This window comes from Pseudomonas sp. GW822-FHT01E03 (genome assembly GCF_058802985.1).
Map to the genome: position 1 here is coordinate 219244 of NZ_JBXAOQ010000011.1, position 24119 is coordinate 243362.

The following is a 24119-nucleotide window of genomic DNA, read 5'->3' on the forward strand; positions in this document are numbered from 1 at the left end:
ACCTGCCATGGGCTTTTAATTGCCGGTGAGTCTGGACGATCTGCATCAAACGCAATACCGCCAGAATCCTGAAAAGTCATGCCGAAGCCAACAATCACTCCACTCCCAACGCATACGCGGGGGATGTTGCTTTCACCCATGCCACTTTCTGGATAACTCACTGGAAGACTGAACAATGAACAGCATGAATATCAGCACTGACAGCCTGTCGAAAAAAACATCCCTCGGACTTACCACCATGGCGCTAGGGACCTACGGCATTTACTTCGCCCTCGCCGTTATCTACTTCTGGTTCGGGGGAATGAAATTCACCCACTATGAAGCAGAGGGGCTGGTGCCGCTGGTGAGCAACAGTCCCTTCCTGGGATGGGTCTATAACATTTTCAGTGTCGATCTGTTTTCCAGTTTGCTTGGCGTTCTGGAGATCTCCATCGGTGTACTGATTGCGGGTCGCCTGCTGTCGCCAAAGCTTTCCTTGATCGGAGGCGCCTTGTCGGCCGGGCTGTTTTTCACCACCTTGAGCTTTATGTTCTCGACCCCCGGCGTGATTGAGCCCGGCCTTGGTTTCCCGGCCATTTCGGTCGCGCCAGGCCAGTTCCTGCTCAAGGACATCGGCTTGCTTGCCGCCTCCCTGTTCGTGGCGGGCCATTCGCTGACCCGACTGGAAACCCCTTGAGCTGACAACTTCACCCGCCGATGGCCTGAATCAGCTCGATGCATTCAGGTCATCGCCATCACCCGCCAGTACGCGGCCCTCAAGGGCCAGGGATTTCATCCAGTCCCGTGGACTGCAGCCGGTCTTGCGGCGAAACGCACGGGCAAGAGCCGACGGACTTTCATAGCCCACCTCATCGGCGATCAGCGTAATCGGCCGCCCCTCCCGCAGGCGCTTCTGCGCCAGACTGATCCGCCAGCTCAGAAGATAATCCAACGGTGTTTGCCCCAGGACCGCGCGGAAATGCACCGCATAAGCGGCGCGGGACATGTTCGATTCATTTGCCAACTCGGCCACTGACCAGGCCCGCTGAGGTTGGTTGTGCATCTGTATCAGCGAGCGCGACAGCCGCACATCGGCCAACCCGGCCATCATGCCGGTGCTCAACTGATGGTGGTCGAGCAAATGCCGGAACAGTAGGATGATCAACAGTTCGAACAAACGATCAAGCACGGCCTCCCTGCCGCAATGCCCGGCGCCAGCTTCACCGAACAGCCATCTCAGGGTGTCGGCCAGCAACGGCAGCTCATCCAGGGGCAACACCAGAAGATCGGGGAGCGAAGCAGATATCGGATTACTGGCGCCGCCATCGAACAGCATCGACGCACATAACAGCTGAGCACCTTCAGTCTCACTGGCGATGAGCTGATGTCGACTGGGGCGTGGCAGGAAAATCAGGCTGGGGCGAGTAATCAACAACTCACTCCTCCCTGGGCCTTTCAACGTGACAGAGCCGGCCTGCAATAGGTGAATATGACCGCGCTGGTCGGCGCCATCGTAGGACGCCACGCCGCAAAGCATGCCGCTGTAAAACAGGTTCGCGCGCACGCCGAACTGTGACAACAACGTAGACAGGCGATCCATAGGGCAACTCTGCACAGGGTCTGGACCCATAGCAGAGTATCACTGCGCGCTGACGGCTGGACGATCCTCGATCCCGGCGAGGAATGCCCTGGTAAAAATGCAAAAAGCCCGGCATCCATAGGGAGGCCGGGCTTTTTCAGGTTCTATTCTTTGGTGAAAGAATCAGAACGGGATATCGTCATCAAAGCTGTCGAAATCCGGAGCCGGCTGAGGAGCGGCCTGCTGTGGAGCCGGGCGCGACTGTTGCGGCGCCGACTGCTGTGGACGTGGAGCCTGCTGGCGTGGCGCGGACTGCTGGTAGTTGTTACCACCGCCCTGGCCCTGCTGGTCGCCCTGTGGACGGCCGCCCAGCAGTTGCATGGTGCCTTGCATGTCGACCACGATTTCAGTGGTGTAGCGCTTGATACCGTCTTTTTCCCACTCGCGGGTCTGCAGCTTGCCTTCGATGTAGACCTGAGAACCTTTACGCAGGTATTCGCCAGCGATTTCTGCAACCTTGCCGAACATCGACACACGGTGCCATTCGGTCTTTTCAACTTTCTGACCGGTTTGCTTGTCGGTCCACTGTTCGCTGGTCGCCAGACTCAGGTTGGTCACGGCGTTACCGTTAGGCAAGTAGCGAACTTCGGGATCCTGGCCGCAAGTGCCGACCAATATGACTTTGTTAACCCCACGGGCCATAACGTTCTCCTAGGCTACGCACGCTGCCCCGGCCGGGTTATTCACCAGGCGCTCAAGGGTGGTGCGATCCAATAGTTCGGTGTCCAGTTTGATGTAAATCGCCGCCTCTTCCGCGACGATGACTGCATCTGTTACCCCTACGACCGCCTTCAGGCGCTCGACCAGACCCGCTTCGCGGATCGCCTCGGGCGACAACGGCAAGCGCAGGCTCGTGACGTAGGGAGGTTCGCGCATGGTAACAGCAAAGGCCAGCCAGAGGGCAGCCAGACCGGCGCATCCGAGGAACACAACCGACAGACCGCCATGCTGGAACAGCCAACCGCCAAGAATGCCGCCCAATGCCGACCCGAGGAACTGGCTGGTGGAATAAACCCCCATCGCCGTGCCCTTGCCGCCGGCCGGTGAAACCTTGCTGATCAGCGATGGCAACGAAGCTTCCAGCAGATTGAACGCGGTGAAGAACACCACCGTACCGATCACCAGAGCCCGCAAGCTGTCGCCGAACTGCCAGAAGAATAGCTCAGTGAACATCAGCGTCACGACGGCACCGAGTAAAACTCGTTTCATTTTGCGTTTCTTCTCGCCGTAGATAATGAACGGGATCATGGCGAAGAAAGAAATCAGCAACGCGGTCAGGTACACCCACCAGTGCTGCTCTTTGGGCAGCCCGGCTTTCTCGACCAGCGCCAGCGGCAAGGCGACGAAGCTGGACATCAACATCGCGTGCAACACAAAAATACCCAGGTCCAGCCGTAGCAGGTCCGGGTGCTTGAGCGTCGGCATCAATGCCTGGCGCGCAACACCGGACTCGCGATGCTGCAATGTCCCGGTAGAGCGCGGCACCATGAACATGACGATCACAATGCCGAGCAGCGCCATGCCGCCCGTGGCGAGGAACAACCCGGACAGACCAAAAGCGCGGGTCAGCAACGGGCCGACCACCATGGCGACGGCGAACGACAGACCGATGGTCATGCCGATCATGGCCATGGCTTTGGTCCGATGCTGCTCCCGGGTCAGGTCTGACAACAAGGCCATGACCGCGGCTGAAATCGCCCCGGCACCTTGCAGGATTCGCCCGGCGATCACGCCCCAGATCGAATCGGCATTGGCCGCCAGCAGACTGCCGAGGGCAAACACGATCAGGCCCAGGTAAATCACCGGGCGGCGACCGATCCTGTCGGAAATGAAACCGAAAGGAATCTGGAAAACTGCCTGGGTCAGGCCATAAGCGCCAATCGCCAGACCGATCAGGGCCGGCGTGGCTCCGGCCAGGTCCATCCCATAGGTCGCCAAAACCGGCAACACCATGAACATGCCAAGCATACGGAAGGCGAACACCAGGGCCAGACCGCTTGCCGCGCGGGTCTCGCTGCCGCTCATGCGCTCGCTGTGGGGATCGTGCATGGAAAAACCTCATGTGAACCGGCGGCGATTCTACCAGTCCCATCGATTGGCAGGGTATATCGCGACGCTTTGCCGCGTGTAGATGACAGAGCTTTCATGCAAGGCAGCAATAGCAGCATTCGATAGTGTGCATCCATCCAGTATTTGGCCGTATACTCCTACGTTTTCGACGCCCGCCGAGCGAGGCCACCTTGGACAAGATCCTGATTCGTGGGGCTCGAACCCACAACCTGAAGAACATCGACCTGACCCTGCCACGGGACAAGCTGATCGTCATCACCGGCCTGTCCGGCTCCGGCAAGTCGTCCCTGGCTTTCGATACCCTGTACGCCGAAGGTCAGCGCCGCTACGTCGAATCGCTATCGGCCTACGCCCGGCAGTTCCTGTCGATGATGGAAAAGCCCGACGTCGACACCATCGAAGGCCTGTCGCCGGCGATCTCCATCGAACAGAAGTCGACCTCGCACAACCCGCGCTCGACGGTCGGCACTATCACCGAAATCTACGACTACCTGCGCCTGCTTTATGCACGCGTGGGTATTCCCCGTTGCCCGGATCACGACATCCCGCTGGAAGCGCAGACCGTCAGCCAGATGGTCGACCTGGTCCTCGCCGAACCGGAGGGCAGCAAGCTGATGCTGTTGGCGCCGGTCATCCGCGAGCGCAAAGGCGAGCACCTGTCGGTTTTCGAAGAACTGCGCGCGCAGGGTTTTGTCCGCGCCCGAATCAATGGAAAGCTCTATGAGCTGGACGAAGCTCCCAAGCTCGACAAGCAGAAAAAACATACCATCGATGTCGTGGTCGACCGCTTCAAGGTTCGCGCCGACCTGCAACAACGCCTGGCCGAATCCTTCGAGACCGCGCTGAAACTGGCGGACGGCATCGCCCTGGTGGCGCCGATGGATGACGAGCCGGGTGAAGAGATGATCTTCTCCGCACGCTTCGCCTGCCCGATCTGCGGCCACGCGATCAGTGAACTGGAACCCAAGCTGTTCTCCTTCAACAACCCGGCTGGCGCTTGCCCGACCTGCGATGGTCTGGGGGTGAAGCAGTTCTTCGACATCAAGCGCCTGGTCAATGGCGAACTGACCCTGGCCGAAGGGGCGATTCGTGGCTGGGACAGGCGTAACGTCTATTACTTCCAGATGCTCGGCTCGCTGGCCTCGCACTACAAATTCAGCCTGGAAGTTCCGTTCAACGAATTGCCGGCCGATCAGCAGAAATTCATCCTGCACGGCAGTGGTTCGCAAAACGTCGACTTCAAATACCTGAACGACCGTGGCGATATCGTCAAACGCTCGCACCCGTTCGAAGGCATCGTGCCGAACCTGGAACGCCGTTACCGCGAAACCGAATCGGCATCGGTGCGCGAAGAACTGGCCAAGTTCCTCAGCACCCAGTCGTGCCCGGATTGCCGTGGCACCCGCCTGCGGCGTGAAGCGCGGCATGTGTGGGTCGGCGAGAAAACCCTGCCGGCAGTGACCAACCTGCCGATCGGCGATGCGTCCGATTATTTTGGCGGGCTCAAGCTCACCGGACGACGTGGCGAAATTGCCGACAAGATCCTCAAGGAAATCCGCGAGCGCCTGCAGTTCCTGGTCAACGTCGGCCTCGACTACCTGTCGCTGGATCGCAGCGCGGACACCTTGTCCGGTGGCGAGGCCCAGCGTATTCGTCTCGCGAGCCAGATTGGCGCCGGCCTGGTGGGCGTCCTGTACATCCTCGACGAACCCTCCATCGGTCTGCATCAGCGCGATAACGACCGGCTGCTGGGCACCCTCAAGCACCTGCGCGATATCGGTAATACGGTGATCGTGGTCGAGCACGATGAAGACGCGATCCGCCTGGCCGACTACGTGGTGGACATCGGCCCGGGCGCTGGCGTGCACGGCGGGCATATCGTCGCCGAAGGCACACCGGCCGAGGTCATGGCTCACCCGGACTCGCTGACGGGTAAATACCTGTCGGGTCGGGTGAAGATCGAAGTCCCGGCCAAACGTACACCGCGCAACAAGAAGCTGACGCTGTCGCTCAAGGGCGCGCGCGGCAACAACCTGCGCAATGTCGACCTGGAGATTCCGATCGGCCTGCTGACCTGTGTGACCGGCGTGTCCGGCTCCGGCAAGTCGACGCTGATCAACAACACCCTGTTCCCTTTGAGCGCCACGGCGCTGAATGGCGCCACTACCCTCGAAGCGTCCGCCCACGACAGCATCAAGGGCCTGGAGCACCTGGACAAGGTCGTCGACATCGACCAGAGCCCGATCGGCCGTACACCGCGCTCCAACCCGGCGACCTACACCGGTTTGTTCACGCCGATCCGCGAGTTGTTCGCCGGCGTACCGGAGTCCCGCTCCCGCGGCTATGGTCCGGGGCGATTCTCCTTCAACGTCAAGGGCGGCCGCTGCGAGGCTTGTCAGGGCGACGGCCTGATCAAGGTCGAGATGCACTTCCTGCCGGACATCTACGTGCCCTGCGACGTGTGCAAGAGCAAGCGATACAACCGCGAAACCCTTGAGATCAAGTACAAGGGCAAGAGCATCCACGAAACCCTCGAGATGACGATCGAGGAAGCACGGGTGTTCTTCGATGCCGTACCGGCCCTGGCGCGCAAGCTGCAAACATTGATGGACGTCGGCCTGTCGTACATCAAGCTGGGGCAATCGGCGACCACGCTGTCCGGCGGTGAAGCCCAACGGGTGAAACTGTCCCGCGAGCTGTCGAAGCGCGATACCGGCAAGACCCTGTACATCCTGGACGAACCCACCACCGGTCTGCACTTCGCGGATATCCAGCAACTGCTGGACGTGTTGCATCGCCTGCGCGACCACGGCAACACCGTGGTGGTGATCGAACACAACCTGGACGTGATCAAGACCGCTGACTGGCTGGTGGACCTGGGGCCGGAGGGTGGTTCCAAGGGCGGGCAGATCATTGCCGTCGGCACCCCGGAAGAAGTGTCAGAGATGAAGCAATCCCATACCGGTTACTACCTCAAACCGCTGCTGGAGCGCGATCGGGCTTGACCGGCCCCCATGAAAAAGCCCCTGTCACTTCATCAGTGACAGGGGCTTTTTTGTATTCGCAGCAATCAGGTGTGGGATTGCAGGTAGTTCTCTAGCCCGATCAACTTGATCAGACCCAACTGCTTCTCGAGCCAGTAGGTGTGATCTTCTTCGGTGTCATGCAATTGAACCCGCAGCATTTCGCGGCTGACGTAGTCCTTGTGTTGTTCGCAGAGCTTGATGCCCTTGCACAACGCAGCCCGTACTTTGTATTCCAGGCGCAAATCCGCTTCGAGCATCTCTGTCACCGTGGTGCCGACGTCGAGATCGTCCGGACGCATGCGCGGCGTGCCTTCGAGCATCAGAATCCGGCGCATCAGGGCATCAGCGTGCCCTGCTTCCTCTTCCATCTCGTGGTTGATTCTTTCGTAGAGCTTGGTGAAACCCCAGTCCTCATACATCCGCGAGTGGACGAAATATTGATCACGCGCGGCCAGTTCGCCGGTCAGCAACGTGTTGAGGTAATCGATCACATCTGGGTGGCCTTGCATCGCCCTACATCTCCCTGCTTTAAAGTTGTAGTTTGAACCAACATGCCCTTATCGTCACTCGCAAGACGCAATAAAAGCGAAGATATTCTGAGAAAACCGGCTGAAATAACGCAAAAACCGCCCAAATAAGGGCGGTTCTGCTTCTCATTTAGACTTCGTTAAGCTGTACGTTGAGCAGCTTTGCGATTGCTTCTCCATACGCCGGGTCAGCCTTGTGGAAATGCTGCAACTGGCGATCAACCACATCACTCGATACACCCGCCATCGCACCGGCGATGTTGCTAACCAGCAATGATTGCTGCTCCCCAGTCATCAAGCGGAACAACGCGCCGGCGTGGCTGTAGTAGTCGGTATCCTCGTGGTGATCGTAACGATCAGCCGCACCGCTCAGTGCCAATGGCGGCTCCGCATAGCGAGGCGCTTGCTTCGGCGACTCAACGTAGCTGTTCGGCTCGTAGTTTGGTGCCGCACCGCCGTTACTGCCAAACGCCATCGAACCATCACGCTGGTAGCTGTTCACCGGACTGCGAGGCGCATTAACCGGCAATTGCTGGTGATTGGTGCCAACACGGTAGCGGTGAGCATCCGCGTAAGCGAATACTCGACCTTGCAGCATGCGGTCAGGCGATAAGCCAACACCTGGGACCATGTTGCTGGGACCGAATGCCGCTTGCTCGACTTCAGCAAAGTAGTTCAGCGGATTGCGATTGAGCTCCAGCTCTCCGACTTCAATCAGTGGAAACTCTTTCTGCGACCAGGTCTTGGTGACATCAAAGGGGTTCTCGTAGTGCACCGCTGCCTGAGCTTCGCTCATGATCTGGATGCATACGCGCCATTTCGGGAAATCACCCTGCTCGATGGCATTGAACAGGTCGCGTTGGGCGTAATCCGGATCAGTGCCCGCCAGGCGCGCAGCCTCCGCTGGAGCAAGGTTCTTGATCCCCTGCTTGGTCTTGTAGTGCCACTTCACCCAGTGACGCTCACCTTGAGCGTTGATGAGGCTGTAAGTGTGGCTGCCAAAACCATGCATGTGACGGTATCCATCAGGGATACCCCGGTCGGAGAACAGGATGGTGACCTGATGCAGCGCCTCGGGCGAATGCGACCAGAAGTCCCACATCGCCTGGGCACTCTTCAGGTTGCTTTGCGGCAAACGCTTCTGGGTGTGGATAAAGTCCGGGAACTTCAGTGGATCGCGAATGAAGAACACGGGGGTGTTGTTGCCGACGATGTCCCAGTTGCCTTCCTCGGTATAAAACTTCAAGGCGAACCCGCGCGGATCACGCTCGGTATCAGCCGAACCCCGCTCACCGCCCACGGTGGAAAAACGCAGGAAAGTCGGAGTTTGCTTGCCGACTGTCTCAAACAGCTTCGCGCTGGTGTATTGAGTGATATCGCGGGTCACGGTGAACGTACCGTAGGCACCCGAGCCTTTGGCGTGTACACGGCGCTCAGGGATGTTTTCACGGTTGAAGTGGGCAAGCTTCTCGATCAGGTGAAAGTCGTCGAGCAGCAGCGGGCCACGAGGGCCGGCGGAACGGGAATTCTGGTTATCGGCAACAGGAGCGCCACTGGCGGTGGTAAGCGTTTTGTTTTGGCTCATGCGATCTTCCTTCCTCTGTCGGTCTTGAACTGCCGGCTATCGGCTGAGAAGGAGTATTGATCATCAATATGACAGCTACAAATTCATTAACCTGCAGACATCGATAGATAAAAACTAATGATCATCCCCATCACATAATGACGACGAGGACACGGGAGGCGCTTGTACAGAGGGCGCGTTTCTTACAGGCACAAAAAACCGGGCACTAGGCCCGGTTCTTTGTTTCAGACTGACGTCTTACTCGGCAGATACAGCTTCGCCAGCAGTAGCACGATCAACCAACTCGACGTACGCCATAGGAGCGTTGTCGCCAGCGCGGAAACCGCACTTGAGGATGCGCAGGTAGCCACCCTCACGGGTAGCGTAACGCTTGCCCAGGTCGTTGAAGAGCTTACCAACGATAGCTTTCGAACGAGTACGGTCGAAAGCCAGACGGCGGTTAGCAACGCTATCTGTCTTGGCCAAAGTGATCAGCGGCTCGGCAACGCGGCGCAGTTCTTTAGCTTTTGGCAGAGTAGTTTTGATCAGCTCGTGCTCGAACAGCGACACCGCCATGTTTTGGAACATGGCCTTGCGGTGCGAGCTGGTGCGGCTCAGGTGACGACCACTTTTACGATGACGCATGGTTCATTCCTTACCAAACACTACGTTCGGTGATTACGACGATCAGGCAGTCGCCTTGTCGTCCTTCTTAAGACTTGCAGGCGGCCAGTTGTCGAGGCGCATGCCGAGGGACAGACCGCGGGAGGCCAGAACGTCCTTGATTTCAGTCAAGGATTTCTTGCCCAGGTTCGGAGTCTTCAACAGCTCTACTTCGGTACGCTGAATCAGGTCACCGATGTAGTAGATGTTTTCCGCCTTAAGGCAGTTAGCCGAACGTACAGTCAGTTCCAGATCGTCAACCGGGCGAAGCAGGATCGGATCGATCTCGTCTTCCTGCTCGACAACCACTGGCTCACTGTCACCCTTGAGGTCGACGAACGCAGCCAACTGCTGTTGCAGGATGGTTGCAGCGCGACGAATTGCCTCTTCAGGATCCAGAGTACCGTTGGTTTCCAGATCAATAACCAGCTTGTCCAGGTTAGTACGCTGCTCGACACGGGCGTTTTCCACCACGTATGCGATACGGCGAACCGGGCTGAACGAAGAGTCAAGCTGCAAGCGACCGATGCTGCGGCTTTCGTCTTCATCGCTCTGACGCGAGTCTGCCGGTTCATAACCACGACCACGAGCTACTACGAGCTTCATGTTCAGGGCGCCGTTAGACGCCAGGTTAGCGATTACGTGATCGGGATTAACGATCTCGACATCATGATCCAGCTGAATATCGGCAGCGGTAACCACCCCCGAACCCTTCTTCGACAAGGTCAGCGTAACTTCGTCACGACCGTGCAGCTTGATAGCCAGACCTTTAAGGTTCAACAGGATTTCAATTACGTCTTCCTGTACACCTTCGATGGCGCTGTACTCGTGGAGCACACCGTCAATCTCGGCCTCGACTACTGCACAGCCGGGCATTGAGGACAACAGGATGCGGCGCAGCGCGTTGCCCAGGGTATGGCCAAAGCCACGCTCGAGAGGCTCGAGAGTGATCTTGGCGCGGGTTGGACTGACAACCTGCACATCAATGTGGCGGGGTGTCAGGAACTCATTTACCGAAATCTGCATGGATGCACCTATTTTCTAGCCCTTACTTGGAGTAGAGCTCGACAATCAGGCTTTCGTTGATGTCGGCGGACAGATCACTGCGAGCTGGAACGTTCTTGAAAACGCCCGACTTCTTCTCAGTGTCTACTTCTACCCATTCTACGCGGCCACGTTGGGCACACAGATCGAGAGCTTGGACAATGCGAAGTTGATTTTTTGCTTTCTCGCGAACAGCGACCACGTCACCAGCACGAACCTGGTAGGACGGAACGTTAACGGTCTGACCGTTTACGCTGATCGACTTGTGCGATACCAGCTGACGGGATTCGGCACGAGTCGAACCAAAGCCCATACGGTATACAACGTTGTCCAGACGGCATTCGAGCAGTTGCAGCAGGTTTTCACCGGTTGCACCTTTCTTGCCAGCAGCTTCTTTGTAGTAGCCGCTGAATTGACGCTCGAGAACGCCGTAGATACGACGGACCTTCTGCTTTTCACGCAGTTGGGTGCCGTAGTCGGACTGGCGACCGCGGCGTTGGCCGTGGATACCAGGTGCTGCTTCAATGTTGCACTTCGATTCGATCGCGCGCACGCCGCTCTTCAGGAAGAGATCGGTGCCTTCGCGACGAGCGAGTTTGCATTTTGGACCAATGTAACGAGCCATTCTTTACAATCTCCTGGATTACACGCGGCGCTTCTTCGGCGGACGGCACCCGTTGTGCGGGATTGGCGTCACGTCGGTGATGCTGGCGATCTTGTAGCCACAGCCGTTCAAAGCGCGGACTGCGGATTCACGACCTGGACCTGGACCTTTGACGTTGACGTCGAGGTTTTTCAGGCCGTATTCCAGCGCAGCTTGACCAGCACGTTCAGCAGCTACTTGAGCAGCAAACGGGGTGGACTTGCGGGAACCGCGGAAACCCGAACCACCGGAGGTAGCCCAGGAAAGAGCGTTACCTTGACGGTCGGTGATGGTCACGATGGTGTTGTTAAAAGATGCATGGATGTGGGCGATGCCATCAACCACTGTCTTTTTAACTTTTTTACGAGGACGAGCAGCAGGTTTTGCCATGATTAAATTCCTGTCGATTCGCTGGGGCGATTACTTGCGGATCGGCTTACGCGGACCTTTACGGGTACGCGCGTTGGTCTTGGTACGCTGACCGCGTACTGGAAGACCGCGACGATGACGCAGACCGCGATAGCAACCGAGGTCCATCAAGCGCTTGATTTTCATGTTGATTTCGCGACGCAGGTCACCTTCAGTGGTGAACTTCGCCACTTCGCCACGCAGCTGTTCAATTTGCTCGTCGCTCAGATCTTTGATCTTTGCTGCTGGGTTTACCCCAGTCTCTGCACAAATTTTCTGTGCAGTAGTGCGACCAACACCATAGATGTAGGTCAGCGAGATAACAGTATGCTTGTTATCTGGAATGTTAACGCCTGCAATACGGGCCATTCAGTGGGACTCCAATTGACAGCTACCTACGCCCCGGAAGCCAAGAAATAGGGCGCGAGATAATATCGCTGTAATAACAAATAATCAACCCGGCAGCGCACTAGCTGCCGGGCTTGAAGCACAATCACACTCAGCCTTGGCGCTGTTTGTGACGCGGTTCCGCGCTGCAAATTACTCGAACAACACCTTCGCGGCGAATAATCTTGCAGTTACGGCACAGCTTTTTCACCGATGCACGAACTTTCATCACCAACTCCTCGAACCTTATGGGTCAGCGCAGCATGCCGCTGCCGTAACCCTTCAGGTTGGCTTTCTTCATCAGGGATTCGTACTGGTGCGAAACGAGGTGCGATTGTACTTGGGACATGAAGTCCATCACAACCACGACGACGATCAGCAACGAGGTCCCGCCAAGGTAGAACGGTACGTTGGCTGCAACCACCAGGAACTGGGGCAACAGGCAGACGGCCGTCATGTAAAGAGCACCGAACATGGTCAAGCGAGTCAGAACGCCATCAATGTAGCGCGCAGACTGCTCACCTGGACGGATGCCCGGAATAAAGGCACCGGACTTCTTCAGGTTTTCCGCTACGTCTTTCGGATTGAACATCAACGCCGTATAGAAGAAGCAGAAGAAAATAATCCCTGCACTAAACAGCAGAATATTCAACGGCTGACCAGGAGCGATCGACTGCGAGATGTCCTGCAACCAGCCCATACCTTCAGACTGACCGAACCAGGCACCCAACGAAGCCGGGAACAGCAAAATGCTGCTCGCGAAAATAGCCGGAATAACACCGGCCATGTTCACCTTCAGCGGCAAGTGGCTGGTCTGCGCAGCGAAGACCTTGCGGCCCTGCTGACGCTTGGCGTAGTGAACAGCAATACGACGCTGACCACGCTCAATGAACACCACGAAACCGATAATCGCTACTGCCAGCAAACCGATGGCAACCAGGGCGAAGATGTTGATATCACCCTGACGTGCAGACTCGAAAGACTGCCCGATCGCTCTCGGAAGACCGGCGACGATACCTGCGAAAATCAACATCGAGATACCGTTGCCAACACCACGCTCAGTAATCTGCTCACCCAGCCACATCATGAACATCGCACCAGCCACAAACGTGGATACCGCGACGAAATGGAAGCCAAAGTCACCAGTGAACGCAACACCCTGCCCCGCCAGGCCAACGGACATGCCGATAGCCTGAACCAGGGCGAGGATGACAGTGCCGTAGCGGGTGTACTGGCTGATCTTGCGACGGCCAGCTTCACCTTCCTTCTTCAACTGCTCCAGCTGCGGGCTGACGGCGGTCATCAGTTGCATGATGATCGATGCCGAGATGTACGGCATGATCCCCAGTGCAAAGATGCTCATCCGCTCCAGCGCGCCGCCGGAAAACATGTTGAACAAGCTAAGAATGGTCCCCTCATTCTGTCGAAACAGGTCCGCGAGTCGGTCCGGGTTGATACCTGGAACCGGGATGTGTGCGCCTATTCGGTAGACGATAATCGCCAGGAACAGAAAACGCAGACGAGCCCAGAGTTCAGACATACCGCCTTTGCCGAGCGCAGAGAGAGCACCTTGCTTAGCCATTTATTCCTCGAACTTGCCGCCAGCTGCTTCGATAGCCGCACGCGCACCCTTGGTGGCGCCGATTCCCTTGCCGATAGTGACAGCGCGAGTCACTTCACCGGACAGCATGATTTTCACACGCTGTACGTTGACATTGATCACGTTGGCATCTTTCAGGGACTGCACGGTGACGATGTCGCCTTCCACTTTAGCCAGCTCGGACAAACGCACTTCTGCGCGATCCATGGCTTTCAGGGAAACGAAACCGAACTTCGGCAGGCGACGATGCAGCGGCTGTTGACCGCCTTCAAAGCCTGGAGCAATGGTGCCACCGGAGCGGGAGGTCTGACCTTTGTGACCACGGCCACCAGTCTTACCCAAACCGCTACCGATACCACGGCCCGGACGATGCTTTTCGCGACGGGAACCCGGCGCTGGACTCAGATCATTGAGTTTCATCGATTAACCCTCGACACGCAGCATGTAGTAAGCCTTGTTGATCATCCCGCGATTCTCGGGAGTATCCTGGACTTCTACAGTGTGACCGATGCGACGCAGACCCAGACCCTTAACGCACAGTTTGTGGTTAGGGATGCGGCCGGTCATGCTTTTGATCAGCGTTACTTTTACGGTAGCCATGATCAGAAGATCTCCTTGACGCTTTTGCCACGCTTGGCGGCAATGGATTCAGGAGACTGCATTGCTTTCAAACCCTTGAAAGTGGCGTGAACCACGTTTACAGGGTTAGTCGAGCCGTAGCACTTGGCCAGAACGTTCTGAACGCCAGCAACTTCGAGGACAGCACGCATAGCGCCGCCAGCGATGATACCGGTACCTTCAGAAGCAGGCTGCATGTACACCTTCGAAGCGCCGTGAGCGGACTTCATTGCGTACTGCAGAGTGGTGCCGTTCAGATCAACCTGGATCATGTTGCGGCGAGCAGCTTCCATTGCCTTCTGGATCGCAGCAGGCACTTCACGCGACTTGCCACGGCCGAAGCCAACACGGCCCTTACCATCACCAACCACGGTCAACGCGGTGAAGGTGAAGATACGGCCGCCTTTAACGGTTTTGGCTACGCGGTTAACTTGAACCAGCTTCTCGATGTAGCCTTCGTCGCGCTTTTGGTCGTTATTTGACATAACTTAGAACTCCAGCCCAGCTTCACGAGCAGCATCAGCCAGCGCTTTAACGCGGCCGTGGTACTTGAAGCCAGAGCGGTCGAAAGCCACTTGCGAGACGCCAGCGGCCTTAGCACGCGTAGCGACCAGCTGGCCAACCTTAGTGGCCGCGTCGATGTTGCCGGTGGCACCATCACGCAGTTCTTTATCCAAAGTCGAGGCGCTTGCCAGGACTTTGTTGCCGTCGGCCGAAATGACCTGGGCGTAGATGTGCTGCGAAGAGCGGAACACGCAGAGACGCACGACTTCGAGTTCGTGCATTTTCAGGCGTGCTTTGCGAGCGCGACGCAGTCGAGTAACTTTTTTGTCGGTCATTTGCTATGCCCTACTTCTTCTTGGCTTCTTTACGACGGACGACTTCGTCCGCGTAGCGCACACCTTTGCCTTTGTACGGCTCTGGTGGACGGAAGTCGCGGATCTCGGCGGCCACTTGACCTACCAGCTGCTTGTCGATGCCCTTGATCAGGATATCGGTCTGGCTAGGAGTCTCAGCGGTGATGCCTTCCGGCAGTTCGTAATCCACTGGGTGCGAGAAGCCAAGAGCCAGGTTCAGCACTGTGCCTTTTGCTTGCGCTTTGTAACCAACACCGACCAGCTGGAGCTTGCGCTCGAAGCCTTGGCTTACGCCCTGGACCATGTTGTTTACCAACGCACGAGTGGTACCAGCCATCGCGCGAGTCTGTTGATCGCCATTGCGAGCAGCGAAACGCAGCTCACCAGCTTCTTCAACGATCTCAACGGACGAGTGGATGTTCAGTTCGAGAGTGCCCTTGGCACCCTTCACCGAAAGCTGTTGGCCTGCGAATTTTACTTCGACACCGGCTGGCAGCTTAACGGGGTTCTTAGCGACGCGAGACATGCTTATCCCCCCTTAGAACACAGTGCAAAGAACTTCGCCGCCGACACCGGCAGCGCGCGCAGCACGATCAGTCATCACACCCTTGTTGGTGGAGACGATAGACACACCGAGACCGCCACGAACTTTTGGCAGATCATCGACGGACTTGTACTGACGCAGGCCTGGACGGCTAACGCGCTTCACTTCTTCGATAACCGGACGGCCTTCGAAGTACTTCAGCTCGATGGACAGCAGTGGTTTGATTTCGCTGCTGATCTGATAACCCGCAATGTAACCTTCGTCCTTCAGGACTTTGGCAACAGCTACCTTCAACGTGGAAGATGGCATGCTTACGACGGACTTTTCAGCCATCTGGGCATTACGGATACGAGTTAGCATGTCCGCTAACGGGTCCTGCATACTCATGGGCTAGACGCTCCTAATACAAAAAAATTAGCCTTGCGGCTATTACGTGTCGCCGAGAATCTCCGAGCATGAAAAACACGGGCTCAGGCGAGCCGGGTATTCTAGACACACCCCGGAAATGAATCAAGCCCCAAAAGGGGCTTGATCCAGATTCAAGGCCACCGGTGGTCAGGATCTTGCGATCCTGGACACCGAGACTTTGACAGTACTTACCAGCTGGCTTTAACCAGACCCGGTACGTCACCACGCATGGCAGCTTCACGCAGCTTGTTACGGCCGAGGCCGAACTTGCGGTAAACGCCGTGTGGACGACCGGTCAGGCGGCAGCGGTTACGCATGCGCGAAGCGCTTGCGTCACGTGGCTGCTTCTGCAGGGCTACTGTAGCTTCCCAACGCGCTTCTGGACTTGCGTTCAGATCAACGATGATAGCTTTCAGTGCTGCACGCTTCTTGGCGTACTTGGCAACCGTGAGCTGACGCTTCAGCTCGCGGTTTTTCATGCTCATCTTGGCCATGGTCCTACTCCAATCAGTTGCGGAACGGGAATTTGAACGCACGCAGCAGAGCGCGGCCTTCATCATCGTTCTTGGCAGTGGTGGTCAGGGTGATGTCCAGACCGCGGAGAGCATCGATCTTGTCGTAGTCGATTTCCGGGAAGATGATCTGCTCTTTCACGCCCATGCTGTAGTTGCCACGACCATCGAAGGACTTGGCATTCAGGCCGCGGAAGTCGCGAACCCGAGGCAGGGAGATCGACAGCAGACGATCCAGGAACTCGTACATACGCTCACGGCGCAGGGTCACTTTGACGCCGATCGGCCAACCTTCACGGACTTTAAAGCCAGCGATGGATTTGCGAGCGTAGGTCACAACGACTTTCTGGCCGGTGATCTTTTCCAGGTCAGCAACAGCGTGCTCGATGACTTTTTTGTCGCCGATCGCTTCGCCCAGACCCATGTTCAGGGTGATTTTGGTAACGCGCGGAACTTCCATCACGTTCGAAAGCTTAAGTTCTTCCTTAAGTTTCGGAGCAATTTCCTTCCGGTAAATCTCTTTTAGTCGTGCCATGGTCTCATCTACCTAGCAGTGTTCAAGCATCAACCGCTTTTTGGGTCGACTTGAAGACACGAATTTTCTTGCCGTCTTCTACTTTGAAACCAACGCGGTCAGCCTTGTTGGTTTCGCCGTTGAAAATGGCGACGTTAGAAGCATCCAGTGGAGCTTCTTTTTCGACGATACCGCCCTGCACGCCCGACATCGGGTTAGGCTTGGTATGACGCTTGACCAGGTTCAGACCACCAATAACCAAACGGTTGTTAGTGAGAACCTTAAGCACCTTACCGCGCTTACCTTTGTCTTTGCCGGCGATCACGATGATCTCGTCGTCACGACGAATCTTTTGCATGTCGGATCTCCTTACAGCACTTCTGGGGCGAGCGAGACGATCTTCATGAACTTCTCAGTACGAAGTTCACGGGTCACTGGCCCAAAGATACGGGTGCCGATCGGCTCTTGCTTGTTGTTCAACAGAACAGCAGCGTTGCCATCAAAGCGGATAATGGAGCCATCAGCACGACGTACGCCGTGACGAGTGCGGACTACTACAGCAGTCATCACTTGGCCTTTTTTCACTTTACCGCGAGGAATTGCTTCCTTCACGGTAACTTTGATGATGTCACCGATACCAGCGTAACGACGATGGGAGCCACCCAGCACCTTGATGCACATAACGCGGCGAGCGCCGCTGTTATCGGCCACATCGAGCATGGATTGAGTCTGAATCATATAATTTCTCCGACCCCTAGTCCTTAGACTTCCACAGCGCGTTCGAGAACATCAACCAGCGCCCAAGACTTGGTCTTGGCCAAAGGACGAGTTTCACGAATAGTGACTTTGTCGCCGATGTGGCACTGATTGGTTTCGTCGTGCGCGTGCAGCTTAGTCGAACGCTTAACGTATTTACCGTAGATCGGGTGCTTAACGCGACGCTCGATCAGAACGGTGATGGTTTTGTCCATCTTGTCGCTGACAACACGGCCAGTCAGCGTACGGACAGTTTTTTCGGCTTCAGCCATGATTACTTACCTGCCTGCTGGTTGAGCACAGTCTTCACGCGAGCGATGTCACGCTTAACTTGCGAGAGCAGATGAGACTGCCCCAACTGGCCAGTTGCTTTCTGCATACGCAGATTGAACTGGTCGCGCAGCAGGCCGAGCAGTTGCTCGTTCAGCTGCTGTGCGGATTTTTCACGAAGTTCATTCGCTTTCATCACATCACCGTCCGTTTAACAAAGGAGGTGGCGAGCGGCAGCTTTGCAGCAGCCAGGGCGAAAGCCTCACGCGCCAGCTCTTCAGAAACACCCTCGATTTCATACAGGACTTTGCCTGGCTGAATCTGGGCAACCCAGTATTCCACGTTACCCTTACCTTTACCCATCCGAACCTCGAGAGGTTTTTTGGAGATCGGCTTGTCCGGGAATACACGGATCCAGATCTTGCCGCCACGTTTTACGTGACGGGTCAGAGCACGACGCGCTGACTCGATCTGACGAGCGGTGAGACGACCACGAGCAACAGACTTCAGCGCGAACTCGCCGAAGCTGACTTTGCTACCGCGCAATGCCAGGCCACGGTTGTGACCAGTCATCTGCTTGCGGAACTTCGTACGCTTTGGTTGCAACATTTGGCGTACCCCTTACTTAGCAGCTTTTTTACGAGGCGCTGGTGCTTGTGGTTTCAGTTCTTCTTGGCGACCACCAATTACTTCGCCTTTGAAGATCCAAACCTTTACACCGATCACACCGTAAGTGGTGTGAGCTTCGTAGTTGGCATAGTCGATGTCGGCACGCAGGGTGTGCAATGGCACACGACCTTCGCGATACCATTCAGTACGTGCGATTTCAGCACCGCCGAGACGACCGCTCACTTGGATTTTGATGCCTTTGGCACCAATGCGCATGGCGTTCTGTACTGCGCGCTTCATAGCGCGACGGAACATTACGCGACGCTCCAGCTGCTGAGCTACGCTCTGCGCAACCAGCATACCGTCGAGCTCCGGCTTGCGGATCTCTTCGATATTGATGTGCACAGGCACACCCATTTGCTTGGTCAGGTCCTGACGCAGTTTCTCAACATCTTCACCTTTCTTCCCGATAACGATACCTGGACGAGCGGTGTGGATGGTGATGCGTGCAGTTTGGGCCGGACGATGGATATCGATACGGCTTACGGACGCGCTTTTTAGTTTGTCTTGGAGGTACTCACGCACATTCAGATCTGCGAGCAAATAGTCCGCATAAGTCCGACCGTCTGCGTACCAGACGGAGGTGTGCTCCTTGACGATTCCCAGGCGAATGCCAATGGGATGTACTTTCTGACCCATCTCTTCGACTCCGTTACTTGTCAGCAACCTTGACAGTGATATGGCAAGACCGCTTGACGATGCGATCAGCACGGCCTTTGGCACGCGGCATGATGCGCTTCAGCGAACGCCCTTCGTTGACGAAAACAGTGCTGACCTTCAGGTCATCAACGTCTGCGCCTTCGTTATGCTCGGCGTTGGCTACGGCCGACTCCAGCACTTTCTTCATGATCTCGGCGGCTTTCTTACTGCTGAAAGCCAACAGGTTGAGCGCTTCGCCCACCTTCTTCCCGCGGATCTGGTCGGCGACCAAGCGGGCTTTCTGGGCGGAGATTCGAGCGCCCGACAACTTAGCGGCTACTTCCATTTCCTAACCCCTTAACGCTTGGCTTTCTTGTCTGCCACGTGCCCGCGATAAGTGCGGGTACCGGCGAACTCGCCCAGTTTGTGGCCGACCATGTCTTCGTTCACGAGAACTGGGACGTGCTGACGACCGTTGTGTACTGCGATGGTCAGACCGACCATTTGTGGCAGGATCATCGAACGACGCGACCAGGTTTTCACCGGTTTGCGATCGTTCTTTTCCGCCGCCACTTCGATCTTCTTCAGTAGGTGAAGATCGATAAAAGGACCTTTTTTCAGAGAACGTGGCACTGTCGTATCCCTCTATTTACTTGCGACGACGGACGATCATTTTGTCGGTACGCTTATTACCACGAGTCTTCGCGCCCTTAGTCGGGAAGCCCCATGGCGATACCGGATGACGACCACCAGAGGTACGACCTTCACCACCACCATGTGGGTGGTCAACCGGGTTCATGGCAACACCACGAACGGTTGGGCGAACGCCACGCCAGCGTTTGGCACCAGCTTTACCCAGCGAACGCAGGCTGTGCTCGGAGTTCGAGACTTCGCCCAGGGTCGCACGGCATTCAGCCAGGACTTTACGCATTTCACCGGAACGCAGACGCAGGGTAACGTACACGCCTTCACGAGCGATCAGCTGAGCCGAAGCACCAGCGGAACGAGCGATCTGCGCGCCTTTACCTGGCTTCAGTTCGATGCCGTGTACGGTAGAACCGACTGGAATGTTGCGCAGTTGCAGAGCGTTACCTGGCTTGATTGGAGCCAGAGCGCCTGCGATCAGCGTGTCGCCAGCACTCACGCCTTTAGGGGCGATGATGTAGCGGCGCTCGCCGTCTGCGTAGCAGAGCAGTGCGATGTGAGCAGTACGGTTTGGATCGTATTCGATACGCTCGACAGTGGCGACGATGCCATCTTTGTCGTTGCGACGGAAATCGACCATACGGTAATGCTGCTTATGACCACCACCGATGTGACGAGTGGTAATACGGCCATTGTTGTTACGACCACCAGTCTTCGATTTCTTCTCGAGCAGCGGTGCGTGAGGAGCGCCTTTATGCAGCTCCTGGTTGACCACCTTGACCACAAAACGGCGGCCAGGGGAAGTCGGTTTGCATTTAACGATTGCCATGATGCACCCCTTCCTTACTCAGCACTGCTGCTGAAATCGAGATCTTGGCCTGGCTGAAGGGAGATAACTGCCTTCTTCCAGTCATTACGCTTGCCCAGACCGCGAGCAGTGCGCTTGCTCTTACCCAGAACATTCAGGGTAGTAACACGCTCTACTTTCACGCTGAACAGGCTTTCGACGGCCTTCTTGATTTCCAGCTTGGTTGCGTCGGTAGCAACCTTGAAAACGAACTGGCCTTTCTTGTCTGCCAGAACCGTAGCCTTCTCGGAAACGTGCGGGCCAAGCAGAACTTTAAATACGCGTTCCTGGTTCATCCCAGCAGCTCCTCGAATTTCTTCACGGCCGACACGGTGATCAACACCTTGTCGTATGCGATCAGACTAACTGGATCGGAACCTTGCACGTCACGTACATCTACGTGTGGCAGGTTACGAGCAGCCAGGTACAGGTTCTGATCAACAGCGTCGGACACGATCAGAACGTCGGTCAGGCTCATGTTGTTCAGTTTGCCCAGCAGGTCTTTGGTTTTCGGCGTTTCAACGGCGAAATCCTGAACCACGACCAGACGATCAGTACGCACCAGCTCAGCAAGGATGGAACGCATTGCTGCGCGGTACATCTTCTTGTTCAGCTTCTGGGAGTGATCCTGAGGACGAGCTGCGAAAGTGGTACCGCCGCCACGCCAGATTGGGCTACGGATAGTACCGGCACGAGCACGGCCAGTACCTTTCTGACGCCATGGGCGCTTACCGCCACCACGAACGTCGGAACGGGTCTTTTGCTGCTTGGAACCCTGACGACCGCCAGCCATGTAGGCTACGACTGCTTGGTGAACCAGCGTCTCGTTGAATTCGCCGCCAAATGTCAGTTCGGAAACTTCGATCGCTTGAGCGTCATTTACATTTAATTGCATGTCAGCTTCCCCTTAACCGCGAGCCTTGGCTGCTGGACGTACAACCAAGTTGCCGCCAGTAGCGCCAGGAACAGCGCCCTTGACCAACAACAGATTGCGTTCAGCGTCCACGCGCACTACTTCGAGGGACTGCACGGTCACGCGCTCAGCGCCCATATGACCGGACATTTTTTTGCCCTTGAATACACGACCAGGAGTCTGGCACTGGCCGATAGAGCCTGGAACGCGGTGGGATACGGAGTTACCGTGGGTGTTATCTTGCCCGCGGAAATTCCAACGCTTGATCGTACCCTGGAAGCCTTTACCCTTGGACTGACCGGTTACATCAACCAGTTGACCAGCGGCGAAGATTTCAGCGTTGATCAGATCGCCGGCCTGGTACTCGCCTTCTTCAAGGCGGAATTCCATTACGGTACGACCAGCGGCAACGTTCGCTTTAGCGAAGTGGCCAGCCTGAGCTGCTGTTACACGCGAAGCACGACGCTCGCCGACAGTGACTTGCACTGCACGATAGCCATCGGTCTCTTCAGTTTTGAACTGGGTGACGCGATTCGGTTCGATCTCAATGACCGTGACCGGAATGGAGACACCTTCTTCGGTGAAAATACGGGTCATACCCGCTTTACGACCGACTACACCAATAGTCATGTTGTAAACCTCATGAGTGTACGGGGCTTTCACCCGCTATGGCCGCCCATTTCAGAGCGTTACACGACTAAGACCGAGTCTTAGCCGAGGCTGATCTGCACTTCCACACCGGCCGCAAGATCAAGCTTCATAAGAGCATCAACGGTTTTATCCGTTGGCTGGACGATGTCCAGAACGCGCTTATGAGTACGGATCTCGTACTGGTCACGCGCGTCTTTGTTGACGTGCGGGGAGACCAGAACGGTGAACCGCTCTTTACGGGTAGGCAGTGGAATTGGACCACGCACTTGAGCACCAGTACGTTTCGCGGTTTCCACGATTTCCTGGGTTGATTGGTCGATCAGGCGATGGTCGAAAGCCTTCAACCTGATACGGATTTGCTGATTTTGCATTGGATTTCAGACTCCGGCTGCTATTCCCACCGGGCGCAATACGCCCGTTAAAAGGAGGCGCAATTCTATAGACGCCCCAGATGGGTGTCAACCCAATAAAAAAGCCCCCGCTGAGCGGGGGCCTTTCAAAGCATCGAAGCTATCTCAAAAGAGATGCTTACTCGATGATTTTGGCTACGACGCCAGCGCCGACGGTACGACCGCCTTCACGGATAGCGAAACGCAGGCCGTCTTCCATTGCGATGGTCTTGATCAGGGTAACTTCCATCTGGATGTTGTCACCTGGCATTACCATTTCAACGCCTTCTGGCAGCTGGCAGTTACCAGTCACGTCAGTAGTACGGAAGTAGAACTGTGGACGGTAGCCTTTGAAGAACGGAGTGTGACGACCGCCTTCTTCCTTGCTCAGAACGTAAACTTCTGCGGTGAACTTGGTGTGCGGCTTAACCGAACCTGGCTTAACCAGAACCTGGCCACGCTCAACGTCGTCACGCTTGGTACCACGCAGCAGAACGCCGCAGTTCTCGCCAGCACGACCTTCGTCGAGCAGCTTGCGGAACATTTCAACACCGGTGCAGGTGGTGGTGGTGGTGTCACGCAGACCAACGATTTCCAGTGCATCTTGAACGCGAACGATACCGCGCTCGATACGACCAGTCACAACAGTACCACGACCCGAGATCGAGAATACGTCTTCGATTGGCATCAGGAATGGCTTGTCGATAGCACGCTCTGGTTCTGGGATGTAGCTGTCCAGGGTTTCAACCAGTTTACGAACGGCAGTGGTGCCCATTTCGTTGTCGTCTTTGCCTTCCAGCGCCATACGAGCCGAACCGATGATGATTGGAGTGTCATCGCCCGGGAAGTCGTAGGTGGACAGCAGGTCGCGAACTTCCATCTCGACCAGTTCCAGCAGCTCAGCGTCGTCTACCAGGTCAGCCTTGTTCAGGAAAACCACGATGTACGGAACGCCTACCTGACGGGACAGCAGGATGTGCTCACGGGTTTGTGGCATCGGACCATCAGCGGCCGAGCAAACCAGGATCGCGCCGTCCATCTGGGCAGCACCGGTGATCATGTTCTTCACATAGTCAGCGTGACCTGGGCAGTCAACGTGAGCGTAGTGACGGATCTTCGAGTTGTACTCGACGTGCGCGGTGTTGATGGTGATACCACGAGCTTTTTCTTCTGGCGCGCTGTCGATTTTATCGAAATCAACGATTGCGGAACCGAAAACTTCGGAGCAAACGCGAGTCAGAGCTGCGGTCAGAGTGGTTTTACCGTGGTCAACGTGACCGATGGTGCCAACGTTGACGTGCGGTAGGGAACGATCAAATTTTTCTTTAGCCACGACA

At 56.3% G+C, this 24119-nt stretch carries 36 protein-coding genes; 2 read left to right on the plus strand and 34 right to left on the minus strand.

Going from position 1 to position 24119, the window contains the following annotated elements; translation table 11 throughout:
• Positions 1-175 precede the first annotated feature (175 nt).
• The gene (locus AC1RP7_RS22275; RefSeq protein WP_057713104.1) at positions 176-676 is read left to right on the plus strand and encodes a YkgB family protein; all 501 of its coding nucleotides are present in this window, start codon (positions 176-178) and stop codon (positions 674-676) included.
• A gap of 30 nt (positions 677-706) precedes the next feature.
• Here the strand turns inward: AC1RP7_RS22275 and AC1RP7_RS22280 are convergent, their stop codons facing one another.
• The 3 genes from AC1RP7_RS22280 to AC1RP7_RS22290 all read right to left on the minus strand — a co-directional run bounded on the left by AC1RP7_RS22280 (position 707) and on the right by AC1RP7_RS22290 (position 3667).
• Positions 707-1579: an AraC family transcriptional regulator gene (locus AC1RP7_RS22280; protein WP_102672154.1), complete on the minus strand. Its 873-nt coding sequence runs from the start codon at positions 1577-1579 to the stop codon at positions 707-709.
• Between the two features lie 162 nt (positions 1580-1741).
• Positions 1742-2260 (minus strand): single-stranded DNA-binding protein, encoded by a 519-nt coding sequence (locus AC1RP7_RS22285; RefSeq protein WP_007984430.1) that lies wholly within the window; start codon positions 2258-2260, stop codon positions 1742-1744.
• A 9-nt stretch (positions 2261-2269) separates the two neighbouring features.
• Entirely contained in the window at positions 2270-3667 is a 1398-nt protein-coding gene (locus AC1RP7_RS22290) for an MFS transporter (RefSeq protein WP_090451697.1), read from the minus strand.
• A gap of 191 nt (positions 3668-3858) precedes the next feature.
• On the opposite strand from AC1RP7_RS22290, the gene uvrA reads away from it, so the two are divergent.
• Positions 3859-6693 carry an excinuclease ABC subunit UvrA gene (gene uvrA, locus AC1RP7_RS22295; RefSeq protein WP_150814486.1) on the plus strand — a complete coding sequence of 945 codons (2835 nt, stop codon included), beginning with the start codon at positions 3859-3861 and terminating at the stop codon, positions 6691-6693.
• A gap of 65 nt (positions 6694-6758) precedes the next feature.
• Here the strand turns inward: uvrA and bfr are convergent, their stop codons facing one another.
• The 31 genes from bfr to tuf all read right to left on the minus strand — a co-directional run bounded on the left by bfr (position 6759) and on the right by tuf (position 24115).
• A complete protein-coding gene (gene bfr, locus AC1RP7_RS22300) occupies positions 6759-7223 on the minus strand; it encodes a bacterioferritin (protein WP_008053867.1) in 465 nt (154 codons plus the stop codon).
• A gap of 148 nt (positions 7224-7371) precedes the next feature.
• A complete protein-coding gene (locus tag AC1RP7_RS22305; RefSeq protein WP_493182734.1) occupies positions 7372-8826 on the minus strand; it encodes a catalase in 1455 nt (484 codons plus the stop codon).
• A 237-nt stretch (positions 8827-9063) separates the two neighbouring features.
• Positions 9064-9450 carry a 50S ribosomal protein L17 gene (rplQ, locus tag AC1RP7_RS22310; RefSeq protein ID WP_007970429.1) on the minus strand — a complete coding sequence of 129 codons (387 nt, stop codon included), beginning with the start codon at positions 9448-9450 and terminating at the stop codon, positions 9064-9066.
• A gap of 42 nt (positions 9451-9492) precedes the next feature.
• Positions 9493-10494 (minus strand): DNA-directed RNA polymerase subunit alpha, encoded by a 1002-nt coding sequence (locus tag AC1RP7_RS22315; protein WP_007970428.1) that lies wholly within the window; start codon positions 10492-10494, stop codon positions 9493-9495.
• A 22-nt stretch (positions 10495-10516) separates the two neighbouring features.
• On the minus strand, positions 10517-11137 hold the full coding sequence (rpsD, locus tag AC1RP7_RS22320; protein WP_003176404.1) for a 30S ribosomal protein S4: 621 nt from the start codon (positions 11135-11137) through the stop codon (positions 10517-10519).
• Between the two features lie 18 nt (positions 11138-11155).
• Positions 11156-11545 (minus strand): 30S ribosomal protein S11, encoded by a 390-nt coding sequence (gene rpsK / locus AC1RP7_RS22325; RefSeq protein ID WP_002555466.1) that lies wholly within the window; start codon positions 11543-11545, stop codon positions 11156-11158.
• A 30-nt stretch (positions 11546-11575) separates the two neighbouring features.
• A complete protein-coding gene (rpsM, locus tag AC1RP7_RS22330; protein ID WP_009045849.1) occupies positions 11576-11932 on the minus strand; it encodes a 30S ribosomal protein S13 in 357 nt (118 codons plus the stop codon).
• Positions 11933-12062: 130 nt separating this feature from the next.
• The gene (rpmJ, locus tag AC1RP7_RS22335; RefSeq protein ID WP_002555468.1) at positions 12063-12179 is read right to left on the minus strand and encodes a 50S ribosomal protein L36; all 117 of its coding nucleotides are present in this window, start codon (positions 12177-12179) and stop codon (positions 12063-12065) included.
• Between the two features lie 24 nt (positions 12180-12203).
• Positions 12204-13532: a preprotein translocase subunit SecY gene (secY, locus tag AC1RP7_RS22340; RefSeq protein ID WP_003210064.1), complete on the minus strand. Its 1329-nt coding sequence runs from the start codon at positions 13530-13532 to the stop codon at positions 12204-12206.
• The gene (rplO, locus tag AC1RP7_RS22345; protein WP_003228720.1) at positions 13533-13970 is read right to left on the minus strand and encodes a 50S ribosomal protein L15; all 438 of its coding nucleotides are present in this window, start codon (positions 13968-13970) and stop codon (positions 13533-13535) included. It lies immediately after the preceding gene.
• Positions 13971-13973: 3 nt separating this feature from the next.
• Positions 13974-14150: a 50S ribosomal protein L30 gene (gene rpmD / locus AC1RP7_RS22350; protein WP_003176408.1), complete on the minus strand. Its 177-nt coding sequence runs from the start codon at positions 14148-14150 to the stop codon at positions 13974-13976.
• Positions 14151-14152: 2 nt separating this feature from the next.
• Positions 14153-14653, minus strand: coding sequence for a 30S ribosomal protein S5 (gene rpsE, locus AC1RP7_RS22355; RefSeq protein WP_003186035.1), 501 nt, complete (start codon positions 14651-14653; stop codon positions 14153-14155).
• A 3-nt stretch (positions 14654-14656) separates the two neighbouring features.
• Positions 14657-15007: a 50S ribosomal protein L18 gene (gene rplR / locus AC1RP7_RS22360; protein WP_003186037.1), complete on the minus strand. Its 351-nt coding sequence runs from the start codon at positions 15005-15007 to the stop codon at positions 14657-14659.
• A gap of 10 nt (positions 15008-15017) precedes the next feature.
• On the minus strand, positions 15018-15551 hold the full coding sequence (rplF, locus tag AC1RP7_RS22365; RefSeq protein WP_003176412.1) for a 50S ribosomal protein L6: 534 nt from the start codon (positions 15549-15551) through the stop codon (positions 15018-15020).
• A 12-nt stretch (positions 15552-15563) separates the two neighbouring features.
• Positions 15564-15956, minus strand: coding sequence for a 30S ribosomal protein S8 (rpsH, locus tag AC1RP7_RS22370; protein ID WP_003186040.1), 393 nt, complete (start codon positions 15954-15956; stop codon positions 15564-15566).
• Between the two features lie 209 nt (positions 15957-16165).
• Positions 16166-16471, minus strand: coding sequence for a 30S ribosomal protein S14 (gene rpsN, locus AC1RP7_RS22375; protein ID WP_003176414.1), 306 nt, complete (start codon positions 16469-16471; stop codon positions 16166-16168).
• Positions 16472-16484: 13 nt separating this feature from the next.
• Positions 16485-17024: a 50S ribosomal protein L5 gene (gene rplE, locus AC1RP7_RS22380; RefSeq protein WP_003210069.1), complete on the minus strand. Its 540-nt coding sequence runs from the start codon at positions 17022-17024 to the stop codon at positions 16485-16487.
• A 22-nt stretch (positions 17025-17046) separates the two neighbouring features.
• Positions 17047-17361, minus strand: a complete 315-nt coding sequence (gene rplX / locus AC1RP7_RS22385) for a 50S ribosomal protein L24 (RefSeq protein ID WP_064454355.1) — start codon at positions 17359-17361, stop codon at positions 17047-17049.
• 11 nt (positions 17362-17372) lie between these two features.
• Positions 17373-17741 (minus strand): 50S ribosomal protein L14, encoded by a 369-nt coding sequence (gene rplN, locus AC1RP7_RS22390; protein ID WP_002555479.1) that lies wholly within the window; start codon positions 17739-17741, stop codon positions 17373-17375.
• Positions 17742-17764: 23 nt separating this feature from the next.
• A complete protein-coding gene (gene rpsQ, locus AC1RP7_RS22395) occupies positions 17765-18031 on the minus strand; it encodes a 30S ribosomal protein S17 (RefSeq protein ID WP_003176419.1) in 267 nt (88 codons plus the stop codon).
• 2 nt (positions 18032-18033) lie between these two features.
• Positions 18034-18225: a 50S ribosomal protein L29 gene (rpmC, locus tag AC1RP7_RS22400; protein ID WP_002555481.1), complete on the minus strand. Its 192-nt coding sequence runs from the start codon at positions 18223-18225 to the stop codon at positions 18034-18036.
• On the minus strand, positions 18225-18638 hold the full coding sequence (gene rplP / locus AC1RP7_RS22405) for a 50S ribosomal protein L16 (protein WP_003228729.1): 414 nt from the start codon (positions 18636-18638) through the stop codon (positions 18225-18227). The genes rpmC and rplP overlap by 1 nt, the downstream gene beginning before the upstream one ends.
• A gap of 12 nt (positions 18639-18650) precedes the next feature.
• Positions 18651-19337 (minus strand): 30S ribosomal protein S3, encoded by a 687-nt coding sequence (gene rpsC / locus AC1RP7_RS22410; RefSeq protein WP_007970424.1) that lies wholly within the window; start codon positions 19335-19337, stop codon positions 18651-18653.
• 13 nt (positions 19338-19350) lie between these two features.
• A complete protein-coding gene (rplV, locus tag AC1RP7_RS22415) occupies positions 19351-19683 on the minus strand; it encodes a 50S ribosomal protein L22 (RefSeq protein ID WP_003103908.1) in 333 nt (110 codons plus the stop codon).
• Between the two features lie 11 nt (positions 19684-19694).
• Positions 19695-19970, minus strand: coding sequence for a 30S ribosomal protein S19 (gene rpsS / locus AC1RP7_RS22420; protein ID WP_002555486.1), 276 nt, complete (start codon positions 19968-19970; stop codon positions 19695-19697).
• A 16-nt stretch (positions 19971-19986) separates the two neighbouring features.
• Positions 19987-20811 (minus strand): 50S ribosomal protein L2, encoded by an 825-nt coding sequence (gene rplB, locus AC1RP7_RS22425; protein WP_008018194.1) that lies wholly within the window; start codon positions 20809-20811, stop codon positions 19987-19989.
• Between the two features lie 14 nt (positions 20812-20825).
• Positions 20826-21125 carry a 50S ribosomal protein L23 gene (rplW, locus tag AC1RP7_RS22430; protein WP_002555488.1) on the minus strand — a complete coding sequence of 100 codons (300 nt, stop codon included), beginning with the start codon at positions 21123-21125 and terminating at the stop codon, positions 20826-20828.
• Positions 21122-21724 (minus strand): 50S ribosomal protein L4, encoded by a 603-nt coding sequence (rplD, locus tag AC1RP7_RS22435; RefSeq protein WP_003228735.1) that lies wholly within the window; start codon positions 21722-21724, stop codon positions 21122-21124. The genes rplW and rplD overlap by 4 nt, the downstream gene beginning before the upstream one ends.
• 12 nt (positions 21725-21736) lie before the next feature.
• Complete coding sequence (gene rplC, locus AC1RP7_RS22440) at positions 21737-22372, minus strand: 50S ribosomal protein L3 (RefSeq protein ID WP_007955641.1); 636 nt, start codon at positions 22370-22372, stop codon at positions 21737-21739.
• A gap of 80 nt (positions 22373-22452) precedes the next feature.
• Positions 22453-22764: a 30S ribosomal protein S10 gene (gene rpsJ, locus AC1RP7_RS22445; protein ID WP_003186070.1), complete on the minus strand. Its 312-nt coding sequence runs from the start codon at positions 22762-22764 to the stop codon at positions 22453-22455.
• Between the two features lie 157 nt (positions 22765-22921).
• Complete coding sequence (tuf, locus tag AC1RP7_RS22450; RefSeq protein WP_008053875.1) at positions 22922-24115, minus strand: elongation factor Tu; 1194 nt, start codon at positions 24113-24115, stop codon at positions 22922-22924.
• Positions 24116-24119 lie beyond the last annotated feature (4 nt).